17 protein-coding genes are annotated in these 17779 nt (G+C 68.4%); all 17 read left to right on the forward strand.

Annotated features, from left to right (window positions below; translation table 11 throughout):
* Positions 1-2: 2 nt before the first annotated feature.
* The 17 genes from ruvX to FB473_RS06045 all read left to right on the forward strand — a co-directional run bounded on the left by ruvX (position 3) and on the right by FB473_RS06045 (position 17758).
* Positions 3-476: a Holliday junction resolvase RuvX gene (gene ruvX, locus FB473_RS05965; RefSeq protein ID WP_341770047.1), complete on the forward strand. Its 474-nt coding sequence runs from the start codon at positions 3-5 to the stop codon at positions 474-476.
* Positions 457-1959, forward strand: coding sequence for an endolytic transglycosylase MltG (gene mltG / locus FB473_RS05970; protein ID WP_243863487.1), 1503 nt, complete (start codon positions 457-459; stop codon positions 1957-1959). The genes ruvX and mltG overlap by 20 nt, the downstream gene beginning before the upstream one ends.
* A gap of 85 nt (positions 1960-2044) precedes the next feature.
* Complete coding sequence (aroC, locus tag FB473_RS05975; RefSeq protein WP_167165575.1) at positions 2045-3241, forward strand: chorismate synthase; 1197 nt, start codon at positions 2045-2047, stop codon at positions 3239-3241.
* A 25-nt stretch (positions 3242-3266) separates the two neighbouring features.
* A complete protein-coding gene (locus FB473_RS05980) occupies positions 3267-3791 on the forward strand; it encodes a shikimate kinase (protein ID WP_341770048.1) in 525 nt (174 codons plus the stop codon).
* Positions 3788-4879, forward strand: coding sequence for a 3-dehydroquinate synthase (aroB, locus tag FB473_RS05985; protein ID WP_167165579.1), 1092 nt, complete (start codon positions 3788-3790; stop codon positions 4877-4879). Before FB473_RS05980 ends, aroB begins: the two co-directional genes overlap by 4 nt.
* Before the next feature lie 179 nt (positions 4880-5058).
* Positions 5059-5622 (forward strand): elongation factor P, encoded by a 564-nt coding sequence (gene efp / locus FB473_RS05990; RefSeq protein ID WP_167165581.1) that lies wholly within the window; start codon positions 5059-5061, stop codon positions 5620-5622.
* Entirely contained in the window at positions 5622-6218 is a 597-nt protein-coding gene (gene nusB / locus FB473_RS05995; protein ID WP_167165582.1) for a transcription antitermination factor NusB, read from the forward strand. The genes efp and nusB overlap by 1 nt, the downstream gene beginning before the upstream one ends.
* A complete protein-coding gene (gene carA / locus FB473_RS06000) occupies positions 6215-7375 on the forward strand; it encodes a glutamine-hydrolyzing carbamoyl-phosphate synthase small subunit (protein ID WP_167165584.1) in 1161 nt (386 codons plus the stop codon). The genes nusB and carA overlap by 4 nt, the downstream gene beginning before the upstream one ends.
* The gene (gene carB, locus FB473_RS06005; protein WP_167165586.1) at positions 7375-10698 is read left to right on the forward strand and encodes a carbamoyl-phosphate synthase large subunit; all 3324 of its coding nucleotides are present in this window, start codon (positions 7375-7377) and stop codon (positions 10696-10698) included. Before carA ends, carB begins: the two co-directional genes overlap by 1 nt.
* 144 nt (positions 10699-10842) lie before the next feature.
* On the forward strand, positions 10843-11970 hold the full coding sequence (locus FB473_RS06010; RefSeq protein ID WP_167165588.1) for a quinone-dependent dihydroorotate dehydrogenase: 1128 nt from the start codon (positions 10843-10845) through the stop codon (positions 11968-11970).
* Positions 11967-12791 carry an orotidine-5'-phosphate decarboxylase gene (gene pyrF / locus FB473_RS06015; protein ID WP_167165590.1) on the forward strand — a complete coding sequence of 275 codons (825 nt, stop codon included), beginning with the start codon at positions 11967-11969 and terminating at the stop codon, positions 12789-12791. Before FB473_RS06010 ends, pyrF begins: the two co-directional genes overlap by 4 nt.
* 92 nt (positions 12792-12883) lie before the next feature.
* Positions 12884-13195 (forward strand): integration host factor, actinobacterial type, encoded by a 312-nt coding sequence (gene mihF / locus FB473_RS06020; RefSeq protein ID WP_167165592.1) that lies wholly within the window; start codon positions 12884-12886, stop codon positions 13193-13195.
* Complete coding sequence (gene gmk, locus FB473_RS06025) at positions 13192-13758, forward strand: guanylate kinase (RefSeq protein WP_167169182.1); 567 nt, start codon at positions 13192-13194, stop codon at positions 13756-13758. The genes mihF and gmk overlap by 4 nt, the downstream gene beginning before the upstream one ends.
* 73 nt (positions 13759-13831) lie before the next feature.
* On the forward strand, positions 13832-14173 hold the full coding sequence (rpoZ, locus tag FB473_RS06030) for a DNA-directed RNA polymerase subunit omega (protein WP_167165595.1): 342 nt from the start codon (positions 13832-13834) through the stop codon (positions 14171-14173).
* Between the two features lie 5 nt (positions 14174-14178).
* The gene (gene metK, locus FB473_RS06035; RefSeq protein WP_376837195.1) at positions 14179-15372 is read left to right on the forward strand and encodes a methionine adenosyltransferase; all 1194 of its coding nucleotides are present in this window, start codon (positions 14179-14181) and stop codon (positions 15370-15372) included.
* Positions 15373-15388: 16 nt separating this feature from the next.
* Positions 15389-17377, forward strand: coding sequence for a primosomal protein N' (locus FB473_RS06040; protein WP_167165597.1), 1989 nt, complete (start codon positions 15389-15391; stop codon positions 17375-17377).
* Between the two features lie 30 nt (positions 17378-17407).
* Complete coding sequence (locus tag FB473_RS06045) at positions 17408-17758, forward strand: hypothetical protein (RefSeq protein WP_167165599.1); 351 nt, start codon at positions 17408-17410, stop codon at positions 17756-17758.
* The last annotated feature ends 21 nt before the right edge of the window (positions 17759-17779 follow it).

The raw sequence follows: 17779 nt of genomic DNA on the forward strand, positions 1-17779 counted from the left end.
GGGTGAGATTGGCGATCGACTGGGGCCGGGCGCGGGTGGGTGTGGCCGCCTGCGATCCCGACGGGTTGCTCGCCCACCCTGTGGAGACGGTGCCCAACGATGCCGGTGTGCTGGACAGGCTCGACCGGATCGTCGCCGAGTACGAGCCGTTCGAGGTGCTGCTGGGCATGCCGGTCGACCTGCGGGGACGCCTGGGCCCCGCGGCGCAGGCGATGGGCCGGGTGGCCGATGACCTGGTCGGCAGGCTGCCCGTGCCATTGCGGGTCGTGGATGAGAGGATGAGCACGGCTGCTGCAGCGCGCAAGCTCGCTGCGGGCGGCCGGACCAGCAGACAACGGCGTAACATCATCGACCAGGCCGCGGCCGTCGACATCCTCGAACAGGCGCTGGAGTTCGAGCGTCTCACGGGAAGACCGGCGGGCACGACCTGGACTGGGGAAGGTGGGGAGCTGAGCCATGAGCCGTTTCCTCGATGAGGGCGAGCCCGAGGGCTTCGACTACGACGCGTCCCCACGTCGCGACGGCAGGTCCGTGTCCGGGCACCGATACGCCCAGGACGCGCCGGCGGGCCCGTACTGGTCGGGGTACGAGGCGGTCGACGATCCCGTGGACGATGCGATGGAGGACACCCAGTATCACCCCGTCGTCCGCCCGGACGACGACCCCTATTCGGACGCCCGTCCGTACACGAGCGACGATGCCCGCACGGACGACTCCTACGGCGGGCCGTACCTTGCCGACGACGACTCCTATTCCGATGCCGACCCCGACCAGGAAGTGGCGTACGAGCAGGAGACGGGGTACGAGGACGACGACGAGTACCTCGATGAGCTCGATGACGAGCCGGAGGAGGAGTACTACGAGGAACCCGATGTGCCCAGGCGCCGCTGGAGCCGCGCGCTGAAGAGCCTTCTGGCGGTGGGCCTGTCGCTGGGCATCCTCGTGGGCGGCGGGTACGTCGTCTACACCAAGCTGCTCGACGGCTACATCAGCTTCACCACGGTCGCCGACTACCCAGGGCCGGGCGAGCAGGACGTCACGATCGAGATCCCGCAGGGGGCGAGCATCTCGCAGATGGGCGACATCCTCGTGGCGAGCGACGTCGTCGCGTCCTCAAGGGCTTTCGTCCAGGCCGCTCAGGAGAACACGGCGTCGGCCGGAATCCAGCCGGGCACCTACCAACTCATGACGAAGATGAGCGCGTCCGACGCCGTAGCGGCGATGCTCGATCCGAACACGATGGTGCGCAACCAGGTGACCATCCCCGAGGGGTTGCGCAACACGCTGGTGGTCGCCGAGATCAGCGAGGTCACCGGCATCGCGCAAGCCGATCTGGAGGCGGCGCTGGCCGATCCGGGCCAGATCGGCCTGCCCAGCTACGCGAACGGCAACGCCGAGGGCTTCCTGTTCCCCGACACCTATGCGTTCGACTCCGATCCGACCGCGGTCGAGGTGCTGTCGCAGATGACCGCCGAGTTCGCGGACGTCGCCGAGGAGGTCCAGCTGGAGCAGAAGGCCGCGGCACTGGGCATCACGACCTACCAGGCGGTCGTCGTCGCGAGCATCATCGAGAAGGAGACGACCGATCCCGCCTACGGCCCCGATATCGCGCAGGTTCTCTACAACCGGCTGCGGATGGGGATGGCGTTGCAACTCGACTCGACCGTCATCTACGCCAACAACTCGTCGGGCACGATCACGACGACCGACGAGGAGCGCGCTCTCGACTCGCCCTACAACACCTACGTGTACGCGGGCCTGCCGCCGGGGGCGATCTCCAACCCCGGCAAGAACGCGCTGATCTCGGCGCTCAACCCGACGCAGGGCTCCTACCTGTACTTCGTGGCCGTCAACCCCGATACCGGTGAGACCAAGTTCGCCTCGGACGACGCCGGTCACGATGCGAACGTCGCGGAGTTCCAGGCTTGGTGCCAGGCCAACTCCGACCGCTGCGGGTGACGACGATGCGGGGTGCGCTGCCCGCACCCGGGGTGGCAGCCGAACACGGGGCCCGGTCGCGGCTCGATCTGGGATACTGGAAGACATGCTCCGCTACCTGACTGCCGGCGAATCCCACGGACGCGCGGTGGTGGCCACGATCGAGGGGATTCCCTCGCACGTGGCCCTCACCTCTCAGGATGTCTCCGCTGCCCTGGCGCGCCGTCGCCTCGGTGCGGGCCGGGGGGCCCGCATGCAGTTCGAGGCGGACGAGGTGACCCTGCTGTCGGGCATACGCCACGGGCAGACGCTGGGATCGCCGATCACGATCATGATCGGCAACACGGAATGGCCGAAGTGGGAACAGGTGATGGCACCCGATCCGGTGCCCGCCGACGTGCTGGCGGGGCTCGCCCGCAACGCCCCGCTGACGCGCCCCCGTCCCGGTCACGCCGACCTCGCGGGCATGCAGAAGTACGACTTCGACGAGGCCCGGCCGGTGCTGGAGCGCGCCAGCGCGCGGGAGACCGCGGCCCGGGTGGCCATCGGACGCGTCGCCCAGAACTTCCTGGCCCAGGCGTACGGCATCACGGTGCTGAGTCACGTGGTGGAGATCGGCGGCATCAAGGCCGACCTGGCCGCTTTCCCGCGCATGGTCGACCTGCCCCAGATCGACGCCGACCCGGTGCGTTGCCTCGATCCGCGCGCGAGCGCGGCCATGCAGGCCGAGATCGAGGCGTGTCACGTCGAGGGTGACACGCTCGGCGGCGTGGTGGAGGTGGTGGCGTGGGGCTGCCCGCCCGGCCTCGGGTCGCACACCCAGGGAGATCGCAGGCTCGACGCGCGGCTGGCCGGTGCGCTGATGGGGATACAGGCGATCAAGGGCGTGGAACTGGGCGACGGGTTCGAGCTCGCCCGGGTGCGCGGCAGCCGTGCGCACGACGAGATCCAGCCGGGGGGCTCGGGCATCGAGCGCCTCACCCAGCGTTCGGGCGGCACCGAGGGCGGCATCAGCACCGGGGAGGTGCTCCGCGTCCGCGCGGCGATGAAGCCGATCGCCACCGTGCCGCGGGCCCTGCGCACGATCGACACGCTGACCGGCGAGCCCACGCACGCCCATCACCAGCGTTCCGACGTGTGTGCGGTTCCGGCCGCGGGTGTCGTCGCCGAAGCCATGGTCGCCCTCGTCCTGGCGGAGGCATGCCTGGAGAAGTTCGGCGGAGACTCCGTCGGTGAGTCCCGGCGCAACTACCAGGGCTACCTGCGGCAGGTGGCGGAGCGGGGGCTGTCCGTCCATGTCTAGCGCGTCGGTGGCAGGGACATCGGCGGTGGCACCGCACCCGGCGCGGACGATCGTCCTCGTCGGAGCACCGGCGGTGGGCAAGTCGACGGTCGGGGTGCTGCTGGCACGGCACCTGGGTGTGCCGTTCACCGACGTGGACGAACGCATCGAGGCCCACGCGGGCCGCTCGATCCGGCGGATCTTCGCCGCGGAGGGGGAGGCGGGCTTCCGGCGTCGAGAACTGGAGACCACGCTGGAGGCCATCGCGTGCCCGGGCGTCGTGGCGCTGGGCGGGGGAGCGGTCACCAACGACCAGCTTCGGGAGAGCCTTCGTCCCCATCATGTCGTGTGGCTGAGGGTGGGTGTGGACGAAGCGGTCTCGCGGGCCGGGGAGTCCACGATGCGTCCTCTTCTGGTGGGCGACGTCGCCGGCAAGTGGCTGGCGCTCGCCACCCAGCGCGAGCCCCTCTACGCGGAGGTGGCCACCACCACGTTCGACACCGACGGCCTGACCCCCTCCGAGGTCGCAGTCGCCCTGGCCGACATCATCACCAGGAGAGAATCCGAATGAGCACGGTACGCGTCCCCACCGATCATCCCTACTCCGTCGAGATCGACTACGGCGCCCGGGAGAAGCTCCCGGAGTTGGCCGGTTCCCGCAGCCGCATCGCGGTCATCGCCAGCACGCGTCTCGAAGAGGCGGCCGTCGAGCTCGGGCGGCTGGTGGGACGTGGCAACGCGCCCGTGCTCAACATCGGAGTGCCCGACGGCGAACTGGCCAAGACGCCCGCCATCCTCACCGACTGCTGGCGGGCACTGGCTGACGCGGGGTTCACCAGGTCGGACCTCATCATCGGGATCGGGGGCGGGGCGACCACCGATCTCGCGGGCTTCGTCGCGGCGTCCTGGCTGCGCGGCGTCGACTTCATCACGGTCCCGACCACCGTCCTGGCCATGGTGGACGCGGCGGTCGGCGGCAAGACCGGCATCGACCTGCCCGAGGGCAAGAACCTGGTGGGGGCCTTCCACGAACCGCAAGGCGTGATCGCCGATCTCGACCTGTTGCGCACGTTGCCCGACCGGGAGGTGTCCTCGGGCCTGGCCGAGGTGGTCAAGGCCGGGTTCGTGCGTGACGGCCGGATTCTCGATCTCATCCGGGAGAGCCCCGAGGGATCCAGGGACGTCACGAGCGCCCGTCTGGCCGAGCTCATCCGCCGAGGGGTGCAGTTCAAGGCCGATGTGGTCGCCGGCGACCTGCGCGAGACCACGACCCCCGTGGGAGGCCGGTTGGGACGCGAGCTGCTCAACTACGGGCACACGTTGGGCCACGCGATCGAGGCATGGGAGCATTTCGAGCTCCGGCACGGTGAGGCGGTGGCGCTGGGGATGATGTTCGCGGCACACCTGTCACGCCGTCTTCTGGGACTTTCCGACGATGCCGTGGCGACCCATCGCGAGCTGCTGGAGGTGCTCGGCCTGCCGACCGGCTACCGGGCGGCTCCCTGGGAGGAACTGCGCACGTTGATGGGACGCGACAAGAAGGCCCGGGGCTCGTCCCTGCGTTTTGTCGGGTTGCGCAATCTGGGCGACCCCGAGATCATCGCCGCGCCCAGCGAGCGGGTTCTCGCCGAGTGCTACGCCGAGCTCGGCCGCGACTGAAGCATCGGAGGACGACCCGACCAGGGGGTGAAGGGGAAACTCACCGCCGCCGCGTCGTCGAATTGGTTGATTGGGCGCCGGGCAAGGCGTCCAGCTAGAATGGGCGATTGCGGGTTCACTGCCCTGTGCTCCGGCCGGTCCTGCCGGCCCCTTGGACGCCCGGAATCGAAAGGCAACGCGTGGCTACCACCAACGACATCAAGAACGGCACGGTCCTCGACCTCGACGGTCAACTCTGGCAGGTGCTGTGGTTCCAGCATCACAAGCCTGGCAAGGGCAACACGGTCGTGCGCACGAAGATCAAGAACGTGGTCAACGGCAAGGTGATCGACCGCACGTTCCCCGCGGACACCAAGATCGACATGGCACAGGTCGACCGCAGCGACATGCAGTACCTCTACCAGGACGGCACGGGCTACGTGGTCATGGACACGACCACCTACGATCAGCTGGTGATTCCCGAGGACGTCATCGGCGATGCGAAGGACTACATGCTGGAGGGCATGACGATCACGGTGGCCACCAACGAGGGCAGCCCGCTGTACGTCGACCTCCCCGCCAGCGTCGAGCTCGAGATCACCTACACCGAGCCCGGTCTGCAGGGTGATCGCTCCACGGGCGGGACGAAGCCCGCCACGCTCGAGACCGGCAAGCAGATCCAGGTGCCGCTGTTCATCACCACGGGTGAGAAGGTCAAGGTCAGCACCGAGTCCGGCGACTACCTCGGCCGCGTCAACAACTGATGGCCCCGGCACAGGGGGTCGGCCCCGGTGGGTCGCACCCCGACAAGGAGCGGATTCTCCCGCTGGCCGCGGGGGAGCATCCCCCTGTTCCCGGAGCCGTCAAGGTCGAGTCGGTCGACATGGCCGACCGCCACCATTCCGCGCGGACGAAGGCGCGCAAGGCGGCGCTCGACGTGCTGTTCGAGGCGGACCTCCTGCAACGCGACCCTCTGGATTCCCTGGAGGACAGGCTGGGCGCGAGCGGTTTCGAGGTGCGCGAGTTCACCAGGGAGCTGGTGCGTGGCGTGCGCATGCACGGCACCGACATCGATGCGCGGATCAGCGGGGCGAGCGCGTCCGACTGGCCGATCGAGCGGATGCCGCGCATCGACCGGAATCTCGCCCGCATCGCTGTCTACGAGCTCGACCACACCGACATCGACTCGCGTGCCGCGATCAGTGAGGCGCTCGAACTCGCCGACGAGCTGTCGACCGAGGAGTCGGTTCCGTTCCTCAACGGGCTGCTCGGCCGCGTCGCGCAGTCCCGTCCCACCGCCGTCGCGTCCACCGTCCCAGGGCGGGCCGCCGACACCGGCCCGGAAAAGGAGTCCGAATGACCGACACGCCTCGTGACGTACAGGGAGCCCGCCGGGCCATCCTCGTCCTCGAGGACGGCCGCACGTTTCGGGGACGCGCGTACGGCGCGATAGGCGAGACCTTCGGCGAGGCGGTGTTCGCCACCGGGATGTCGGGCTATCAGGAGACGCTGACCGACCCCAGCTACTACCGGCAGGTCGTCGTGGCGACGGCGCCGCACATCGGCAACACGGGGTGGAACGACGAGGACGACGAGTCGTCCCGCATCTGGGTGGCCGGCTACGTCGTGCGCGATCCGGCGCGCCGGCCGAGCAACTGGCGGGCCACTCGCAGCCTGGACGACGAACTCGTGGCTCAGGGAATCGTGGGCATCAGCGCCATCGACACCCGGGCACTCACGCGCCACCTGCGCGAGCAGGGGGCGATGAGGGTCGGTATCAGCTCGATCACCGACGATCCCGAGGCGCTCCTGAGCCGTGTGCTGCAGCAGCCCACCATGGAGGGCGCCAACCTGGTGGACGCGGTGTCGACCCCCCATCCGTACGTGGTGGAGGCGAAGGGCGAGAAGCGCCACACGGTCGCCGCGATCGACCTCGGCATCAAGTCCAACAGCCCGCGCGAACTGGCCGAGCGTGGCATCGAGGTGCACGTGCTGCCTGCCTCGGCGTCGATGGACGACATCCGGGCGGTCGGCCCGGACGGGGTGTTCTTCAGCAACGGCCCCGGTGACCCGGGCACGCTCGATCACGCCGTCGCAGTGGCGCGCGGCACGCTGGAGGACGACATCCCGTTCTTCGGGATCTGCCTGGGCAACCAGATCCTCGGACGCGCTCTGGGGTTCGGCACCTACAAGCTGAAGTACGGTCACCGTGGCATCAACCAGCCGGTGCTCGACCGGGCGACGAACCGCATAGACATCACGGCTCACAATCACGGCTTCGCCGTCGACATGCCGCTGGACCAACAGGTGGCGACCGAGTTCGGCAGCGCCGAGGTGAGCCACGTGTGCCTGAACGACGACGTTGTCGAGGGCATCGAGCTGTCCCGCGACGGACGTGTGGTGGCCTTCAGCGTCCAGTACCACCCGGAGGCTGCTGCCGGGCCGCACGACGCGGAGTACCTGTTCGATCGCTTCGCGGGGCTGCTGGACGCCCGCCGCAACGAGGGGAGCCGCTGATGCCCAGGCGCACAGATATCTCGTCGATCCTGGTCATCGGGTCGGGTCCGATCGTCATCGGCCAGGCGGCCGAGTTCGACTACTCGGGCACTCAGGCCTGTCGCGTCCTGAGGGACGAGGGCTACCGGGTCGTCCTGGTGAACTCGAACCCGGCCACGATCATGACCGATCCCGAGTTCGCGGACGCCACCTACCTCGAGCCGATCACCCCGGACTTCCTCGAGCGGATCATCGCCAAGGAGCGCCCGGACGCGTTGCTGGCTACCCTCGGCGGACAGACCGCGCTGAACACCGCGGTCGCACTGCACGAGCGGGGCGTGCTCGACAAGTACGGCGTCGAGCTGATCGGGGCGAGCATCGATGCGATCCAGCGGGGTGAGAACCGCGAGGCGTTCAAGGAGGTCATCGAGGGACTGCCCGAGTTCGAGGGCGGCCGGGCGCAGGTCGCCCGCAGCGTGATCTGCCACACGATCGAGGAGATCCACGCCGCCGCCGGGGAACTCGGACTGCCGGTGGTGCTGCGCCCGAGCTACACCATGGGTGGGGTCGGCTCCGGTTTCGCACACGACCCGGACGAGCTCGATCGCCTGGGACGCATCGGCCTGGAGTACAGCCCGGTGACCGAGGTGCTCGTCGAGGAGTCGGTGCTCGGCTGGAAGGAGTTCGAGCTCGAAGTCATGCGCGATCGCTCCGACAACGTGGTGATCGTCTGCTCGATCGAGAACTTCGACCCGATGGGCGTCCACACCGGCGACTCGATCACCGTGGCACCGGCCATGACGCTCACCGACCGCGAGTACCAGCACATGCGCGACGTCGGCATCGCCATCATCCGCGCGGTCGGGGTCGACACCGGGGGCTGCAACATCCAGTTCGCGATCAATCCCGACGACGGCCGGATGATCGTCATCGAGATGAACCCCCGCGTGTCGCGGTCGAGTGCACTGGCGTCGAAGGCCACCGGATTCCCGATCGCGAAGATCGCCGCGAAGGTCGCCGTCGGGTACACCCTGGACGAGATCCCCAACGACATCACCCGCGAGACCCCCGCGTCCTTCGAGCCGACGCTCGACTACGTCGTGGTGAAGGTGCCGCGGTTCGCCTTCGAGAAGTTCCCCAGCGCGGACGCGAACCTCACCACCCACATGAAGTCGGTGGGCGAGGCGATGGCGATCGGGCGCGACTTCACCGAGGCACTCGGCAAGGCGCTGCGCTCGCTGGAGAACCCGCAGGCGCCGTTCGACTTCGCGCGCGATCCCGGCGAGCTGGACGATCTGCTCGCCCGCCTCGACCAACCGCGCGACGGCCGGATCCAGATCATGATGCAGGCGTTCCGCGCGGGTGCCAGCGTCGAGGACGTGAGCCGGGCCAGCCGCGTCGATCCCTGGTTCTGCGACCAGCTGGCGCTGATCAACGAGGTCGCCGGACGCGTCCGCGACGCCGAGCACCTCGACTTCGACCTGCTGCACGAGGCCAAGTCGCACGGCCTGTCCGATCACCAGATCGCCGACCTGCGGCACACGACGGCCGACGTCGTGCGGGAGCTGCGGTGGCTGCTGGGGGTGCGTCCCGTCTACAAGACGGTGGACACCTGCGCGGCCGAGTTCGCCGCCCAGACGCCCTACCTGTACTCGACCTACGACGAGGAGACCGAGGTCGTGCCCCGTGACCGCCCGGCGGTCATGATCCTCGGCAGCGGGCCCAACCGCATCGGGCAGGGCATCGAGTTCGACTACTCGTGCGTCCACGCCGCGATGGTGTTGTCGCAGCACGGCTACGAGTCGATCATGGTCAACTGCAATCCCGAGACGGTCTCCACCGACTACGACACCTCCGACCGGCTCTACTTCGAGCCGCTGACGTTGGAGGACGTGCTGGAGATCCACCACGCCGAGTCGCAGGCCGGTGACATCGCCGGCGTGATCGTCCAGTTGGGCGGCCAGACCCCGCTCAAGCTCGCGCGTCCGCTGGAGGAGGCGGGGGTGCGGATCGTGGGGACGAGCCCGGCAGCCATCGACCTCGCCGAGGAACGCGGTGCCTTCGGGCGCGTGCTCACCGAGGCGCAGCTGCCGTCCCCCAAGCACGGCATGGCCGAGAGCTTCGAGCACGCACGGACGATCGCCGAGGACATCGGCTATCCGGTGCTCGTTCGTCCGAGCTATGTGCTGGGCGGACGCGGCATGGAGATCGTCTACAACGACGGAGCGCTGCGGACCTACATCGAGAACTCCACGCTGATCAGCCCGGACATGCCCGTGCTGGTCGACCGCTTCCTCGACGACGCCATCGAGATCGACGTGGACGCGCTGTTCGACGGCACCGAGTGCTACCTCGGCGGCGTGATGGAGCACATCGAGGAAGCCGGTATCCACTCCGGCGACTCCGCATGCTCGCTGCCGCCCTCGACGCTCGGGGCCGAGGTCATCGACCGCATCCGTTTCTCGACCGAGAAGATCGCTCGCGGGGTCGGGGTGCAGGGGCTCATCAACATCCAGTTCGCCCTGGCCGGCGACACGTTGTACGTGCTCGAGGCGAACCCCCGCGCGTCCCGGACGGTCCCGTTCGTCAGCAAGGCCACCGACACCCAGCTGGCGAAGGCCGCGACCCTCATCATGATGGGCGGGACGATAGCCTCGTTGCGCGAGACCGGGCTGCTCCGCCCGAGCGGGGACGGCGCGACGACCTGGCATGGCATGCCGATCGCCATCAAGGAGGCGATCATGCCCTTCAACCGGTTCCGGACGATGGAAGGTCTGTCGGTCGATTCCCTGCTCGGCCCCGAGATGCGGTCGACCGGCGAGGTGATGGGCTTGTCCGACTCGTTCGGCATGTCGTTCGCGAAGTCGCAGGTGGCGGCGTACGGCAGCCTGCCCACGTCGGGCACGGTGTTCGTGTCGGTGGCCAACCGCGACAAGCGCAATGTGATCTTCCCGATCAAGCGGCTGGTCGATCTGGGCTTCACCATCCTCGCGACTCGTGGCACGGCGTCGATGCTCAGCCTGCACGGGGTGGCGGCCACCGCGGTGCGCAAGTACTCGGAGGGGCGCGGACCGGCGGGCGAGCCGACCATCGTCGATCTGATTACCGACGGCGAGGTTGATCTGATCTTCAACACCCCTAGTGGGGAGACCACGGGTGGGTCGCCTCGTGCGGATGGGTACGAGATCCGAACGGCGGCGGTGCTGCACGAGGTTCCGTCCATCACCACTGTGCAGGGGCTGGAGGCCGCGGTGCAGGGGATCGAGGCTGTGCAGCGGGGCAACGTGTCCGTCAAGGCATTGCAGGAGTGGGCCACCGACATCCAGGCTTCTCTGCAAGAATGATCGGCGTGCCGGGTGGGATACTGCACGTATTCCCGTTTGACAAAGGTCCCGGTTTTTAGGTGGATAGGGCCCCGGGGGACGGCAGAATAAGGAGGCGCCGAGTGACGACGCTCGGCGAAGGGCAGCGAAGGGATCCCGAATTCGATGACTGCGGCGTACGTGGCGCGGAATGTGGTCACCAGCGATGAACTGATCGTCCGGCTGATGCTGGTGGGGTATCGCGCGTTCGTGCGCCCGGTGCTGTTCACGTCGGCCAATGGCGACCCCGAGGAGATCCACCAACGGACGCTGGGGATGATGGGCAACCTGCCCGAGTCCCTGCTGGACAGGATTCCCCTGGTGATGGGGGAGCGATGCAACCCGGTGCGCGTCGCCGGCATCGACTTCCCGGGCCGCGTGGGCGTGGCGGCCGGGCTCGACAAGGACGGCGTTGCCGCCAGGGCGTGGGGCGCCGTCGGGTTCGCCTTCGCAGAGTTGGGCACAGTGACCGCTCGTGCCCAGCCCGGCAACCGGCAGCCGAGGCTGTTCCGGCTTCCGCACAGCCACGCCATCATCAACCGCATGGGCTTCAACAACGCCGGTGTCGAAGCCCTGGCCGCGCGGCTCGACCAATGGGGAGTGCGGCGGGGCAACGAGACGCTGGGTTACCCGGTGGGCGTCTCGATCGGGAAGACGCGGGTCACCCCGCTGGCCGAGGCGGTGGACGACTACCTGTTCTCGTTGCGGACGATCGCACCGTATGCCGACTACATCGCCATCAACGTCTCCAGCCCCAACACGGCCGGGCTGCGCAGCCTGCAGAAGCGCGAGGCTCTGGGCAGTCTGACCGGGGCCCTGGTGGAGACGACGCGCGAGCTCGATCCCGACCGTCCGATCCCGGTCTTCGTCAAGGTCGCACCCGACCTGTCGGAAGGCGAGCTGGACGCGATCATCGAGGTCTGTGAGACGACGGGCATCTCCGGTTTCGTCGCGGCGAACACGACGATAGGGCGCCAGTTCCTGCATCCCTCCGAGCTCCATCTGTCGACCCAGGCGGGTGGACTGTCCGGGGCGCCCCTCACACGAAAGGCACTGCGCACGGTGACCGAGATCGCGAAACGCACGGATCTTCCCATCATGGGAACGGGCGGAATCATGTCGCCGGCGGACGCCCAGGCGTTCTTCGACGCGGGAGCGGTTCTCGTCCAGCTGTACACCGGCTTCATCTACAGCGGGCCGGCGCTCATTCGCGGCATCAACACCCTGACGCATCCCGATCGGGCCCGCGCATGAGCCTCCCGTACCGCCGCAGGCTTGCAGAGTTGGTCGCCGGACGAGGGCGGATCTGTGTGGGCGTGGACCCGCACGAGAACCTCGTGAGGGCCTGGGGATACGACTTCGACGCGGATGGGGTCGAACGAGTCGCCCGAACACTGGTGGATGTTCTCGGCCCCGAGGTGCCGGTGTTCAAGCCGCAGGCCGCGTTCTTCGAATGCCACGGGCCGGCGGGTATGGCCGCCCTGGGACGGGTGCTGGGCGACATCGCCCAGGCCGGGGCCCTGAGTCTCCTCGACGTGAAACGGGGTGACATCGGCTCGACGATGTCGGCCTACGCCCGGGCGTATCTGTCCGACGACGCCGTCCTGGCCGCCGACGCCATCACCGTGAGCCCTTACCTCGGGTTCGGTTCGCTGGCTCCTGCGATCGAACTGGCCCATCAGACCGGGCGTGGGATCTACGTCCTGTGCCGGACGAGCAATCCCGAGGGCGCCGGGCTGCAGTCGGCTCGCGAGGAATCGGGGCGCTCGGTGGCCCAGGCGGTCGTCGACGCGGCACGTGAGACCAACGAGGCGTCCGGCCAGGATGCGGTCGGGTTGGTGATCGGTGCCACGCTCGAAACTCTCGATCTCGACCTCGACGGCTTCGCCGGATCGATCCTTGCACCCGGGATAGGTTCACAGGGTGGAAGTGTTGCCCAACTGGGTAGGCTGTTCGGAAGAGCCGCCGAACACGTACTGCCCAGCGCTTCGCGACAAGTGATGAAGGCCGGCCCGGACGCGAACGCGTTGCGCACCGCGCTCGACATGCTCAAAGGGGTGCCGACCGGCGCTTAAATAGCCTATATTGTCCAGCAGTGTGCCCACAGGCAGGGTCGCGCCTTCCTGATGAGCGCATTTCACAGATGACCGAAACGGAGATATGAAACGTGGCAATTCCGACTCTTTCTCCCGAGCAGCTCCAAGCTGCTCGTGCCGCTGCCACTGAGGCGCGAAGGTTGCGCGCCGCACTCAAGAACTCGGTGCGTGACGGTTCCAAGTCCTTGTCCGACGCTTTGGACGAGTGCGAGAAGAACGACGTGCTCGCCCACATCAGGGTCGTCGATCTACTGAAGTCCCTCCCCCGGATCGGGGAGAAGCGGGCTGCCGAGATCATGGCCAAGTACGATATCGCAGCGAATCGTCGCATCCGTGGGCTCGGGCGCCATCAGGTCGCGGGGCTCAAGGAGGAGTTCCACTGAGCAACGATTCAGACGGGGCTGGGGCGTTCGTCGTCTCCGGGCCCACTGCAGTCGGCAAGGGCACAGTGGTCTCCGCCCTGAAGTCTGCGCACCCGGAGGTGTTCGTCTCGATATCGGCGACGACTCGTCCCCCGCGTCTGGGTGAAGTCGACGGTGTGCACTACTACTTCGTGGACGACGCCGAGTTCGATCGGATGCTGGCCGGCGGTGAGTTACTGGAGTGGGCGCTCGTCCACAACCAGTACCGCTACGCCACGCCGCGCGGGCCGGTGATGGACGCCCTGTCCGCCGGTCGGCCTGCCATCCTCGAGATCGACCTGCAGGGTGCGCGTCAGGTGCGTACGACCCTGCCGGGTGCCCAACAGGTGTTCATCGAACCTCCGAGCTGGGAGGAACTCGTCCGGCGCCTTCATGGTCGTGGCACGGAGAACGAGGAGCAGATGACCAGGCGGCTGGAGACGGCACGCCAGGAGTTGGCCTCCGAGTCGGAGTTCGATGTCGTGATCCGCAACGACACGGTCGAGGACACGGTGGCCAAACTGGTAGACTTCATGGGTCTATGACTTTCCCTGTCTGTGTGCCGGTGGCCCTATCGCCGCGAGCCTCAGATCCGACAACCTCCACGAGGAACGAACCTTGAGCACCAACATTCCTGAAGGCATCACCAATCCGCCGGTCGACGACCTGCTGGAGCAGGTCGACTCCAAGTACCGTCTGGTGCTGTTCGCAGCCAAGCGCGCCCGGCAGATCAACGCCTACTACGCGCAACTGGGCGAGGGCCTGCTCGAGAGCGTCGGTCCCCTGGTGGAGACCCTGCCGCAGGAGAAGCCGCTGTCGATCGCGCTCCGCGAGGTGCAGGCCGGGTTGTTGCAGTACACCGAGATCGACCCGGAGGCCGAGGCCGCTGCCCGGGCCGAGGCATTCAGTGATCCCGATTTCACGCTGACAGACCCGTTCGGCGATCTCGGCCCGGCCTGATCGCCGTGGCCAGACTGTTCACGTCGGAGTCGGTGACAGAGGGACATCCCGACAAGGTCGCCGACGCGATCTCGGACGCCGTCCTCGACGCCATGCTCGCCGAGGATCCCGCGTCCCGCACCGCGGTCGAGACGCTGGTCGCCAACGGTGTGGTCGTGGTGACCGGTGAGGCGACCACGCAGGCGTACGTCGACATCCAGAGCCTCACCCGTAACAGGCTGCTGGAGATCGGATTCGATTCCGCGCGCAAGGGGCTCGACGGCGCCTCCTGTGGCGTGATGGTGACGCTCAACAACCAGTCGCCTGACATCGCCCAGGGCGTCGACGGCTCCTGGGAGTCGCGGCACGGCGAGGCCGTCGACGAGTTCGACCGCCAGGGGGCCGGCGATCAGGGACTCATGTTCGGATACGCGTGCGACGAGACGCGCGAGTTGATGCCGCTGCCGATCCGCATGGCCCATCGGCTGGCCGAGAGACTGACCCAGGTGCGCCGCAGCGGCGAACTGGACTACCTCCGCCCCGACGGCAAGACCCAGGTCACGATCGCCTACGACGACGCAGACCGGGCGGTCGGTGTCGACACGGTCGTGGTGTCGGCCCAGCACGGTGCCGAGGTGGACGTCGAGCGCACCCTCGCACCGGACCTCCGGGCGAAGGTCATCGTCCCTGTGCTCGCCGAGTACGGGTTCGGTGAACGTGAGCCGCGCATCCTGATCAACCCGACCGGACGATTCGTCACCGGTGGCCCCGCAGGGGACGCCGGGCTGACCGGACGCAAGATCATCGTCGACACCTATGGGGGCATGGCCCGCCACGGCGGCGGGGCCTTCAGTGGCAAGGACGCGAGCAAGGTCGACCGTTCAGGCTCGTACGCGACACGGTGGGTGGCCAAGAACGTCGTCGCCTCCGGCCTCGCGAAGCGTTGCGAGGTGCAGGTGAGCTATGCCATCGGCACCGCGCGTCCGACCAGCCTGTACGTCGACACGTTCGGAACCGGTGCCGCACCCGACGACGACATCGCCGAGGCTGTGCAACAGGTCTTCGACCTGCGCCCGGCGGCCATCGTCCAGGCATTGCAGTTGCGGCGGCCGATCTATTCGTCCTTCACCAACTACGGCCACTTCGGCCGCGACCTGCCGGGTATGACCTGGGAGCTCACCGACCGGGCCGACGAACTGGCACGGCGCGTCCGGGGTTGACGCACCGGAATCCGAGATGAGCGCGCCGTCGATCGCGCGGGTGGCGGTGGACATTCCGCTGCCGCACCTGGACCGCCTCTTCGACTACGCGATTCCGCCTGCCATGGCGGCCCAGGCCGTGCCGGGTGTACGTGTTCGCGTGCGCTTCGCGGGTCGGCAGCGTGACGGTTTCATCGTCCAGGTGACCGATCGGACCGAGGTCGAGGGAAGGCTCGCGTCCCTCAGCAAGGTGACGTCGTCCGAGCCCGTCCTCGTCGACGCCCAGGTGCGGCTGGTCCGCGCGGTGGCCGATCACTATGCGGGGACGTTCGCCGATGTCGTCCGGCTGGCGGTGCCCCCGCGGCACGCTGCCACCGAGGCGGCCGATCAGCGGGAGTGGCCGCGTCCCGATGTCGAGCGCATGCCGGGCGGCGGACTGCTGGCGCACCCGAGCGGCGAGGCGTTCCTCGCCAGGCTTGCCCGAGGGGAACCGGTTCGCGGGGCATGGCAGGTCACGCCGCGGTTCTGGGCCGATGACGACGGCGTGGACGACTGGACGCGCGGGCTCGTGCAGGCGACCGTGGCGGTGCTGCGGTCGGGACACGGGGTAATCATCGTCGTGCCCGACGCGCGGGACATCGCCCGTATGCGGGACGCGTTGGCAGCCGTGATCGGGCTCGGCGCGATCGCCGAACTGCACTCCGAACTCGGCACGGCTGCGCGCTATCGGAACTATCTGGCCGTCCGTCGCGGCCAGGCGCGTGTGGTGATCGGCACCCGCCCCGCGGTGTACGCACCCATGGTCGATCTGGGGCTGGTGTGCTTGTGGGACGACGGCGACGACCTCCACTCCGATCCGCACGCACCCTATCCGCACGCCCGTGACGTTGCGGCGCTCCGCGTCACCGGCGAACCGAGCGCGTTGCTGCTGGCCCACCACGGGCGGACGGCAGAGGTGCAGGCGTGGGTGAACCGGGGCTGGCTCGGGGACATCGGTCTCCAGACCGCCGAGCGCCGGCACCGAAGCGCCGCGGTCAGGGTGGCCGGTGATTCGGACATCGCTCTGGAACGCGATCCGTTGGCGCGCAGTGCCAGGCTCCCCGCCGCGGCGTTCGAGACCATCAGGACGGGCCTGACCCAGGGGCCGGTGCTCGTCCAGGTTCCCCGCGCGGGTTATCTGCCTGTCCTGGCTTGTCAAACGTGCCGTACGCCGGTGCGATGCCCGGTCTGCCATGGGCCGGTCACAGCGCGGCGGGCGACGCCGGGGCGTCAGCTCGACTGCACCTGGTGCGGTCGCATCATCGCCGACTGGCGGTGCCCCGTGTGCGGCGGCTCCGAGTTGCGCGCCCCGGTGGTGGGGTCGCAGCGAACCTCGGAAGAACTCGGCAGGGCGTTCCCGGGGATCCGGGTGCAGGAGAGTTCGGGTGATCGTGTGCTGGACGGTGTGGGTGACCAGCCCGCACTCGTCGTCGCGACGCCTGGAGCCGAACCGGCCGCGAGTCACGGATACGCAGCAGCCGTCCTGCTGGACGCCGACAGGCTGCTGGACCGTCCCGACCTGCGGGCGGGCGAGGAGGCGCTGCGCCGCTGGCTCAATGCGGTGAGCCTGGTGCGTCCGGGGGCCTCCGGCGGGACGGTCTGCGTGGTGGGACCGGCCGAGGCGCGGGCGGTGCAGGCTCTGGTGCGGCTCGATCCCGCCGGGCACGCCGACCGGGAACTGCAGGATCGGGGCGAGGCCGGGTTCCCGCCCGCGGTGAGATTCGTCACCGTGGAGGGTTCGGCGCGAGCGCTCGGCGAGTTGGTCGACCTCATGGACGATGTGCCGGACGCCGACCGGCTCGGGCCGGTCGAGTTGCCGCACCCTCCGAAGGTGGGGCAGGAGGAGCCGCTGTGGAGACTCGCCCTCCGGGCGCCGCTGCCTCGTGGCCCGGAACTGGTACGTGCCGTCAAGAACGCTGTGTCGGTTCGGTCGGCCCGCAAGCTCGACGGTGCCGTGCGAGTACGGGTGGATCCGGTCAGGCTGTAGCGGGTCGGGGCGTCTGGTGGTGGTGGCCTCTTGACAGGCTCAAGGAGCGGTGGGGGTCCTTTCGACAGGCTCAAGGAGCGGTGGGGTCCTTTCGACAGGCTCAAGGACCGTTCGCTGACGTTCGTTGAGCCTGTCGAAGCGCCCGTTGAGCTTGTCGAAGCGCTCGTTGAGCTTGTCGAAGCGCCCGTTGAGCCTGTCGAAGCGCCCGTTGAGCTTGTCGAAACGCCCGTTGAGCTTGTCGAAACGATCGCAGGCTTCACCGCTTCAGCCAGCGTTGCCGGGGCTCGTCCCGGCGACGAGCAACTAATGTTGAACGAGCGGCCGACACCGCTTGCCGCGCCTCCGATGGTGCGAGCGAGCAGACAGCGGCCCGAACGATGACGAGAACCCGGCCGGGAAGGT

The sequence above is a fragment of the Brooklawnia cerclae genome (genome assembly GCF_011758645.1).
Classification (GTDB): Bacteria; Actinomycetota; Actinomycetes; order Propionibacteriales; family Propionibacteriaceae; genus Brooklawnia; species Brooklawnia cerclae.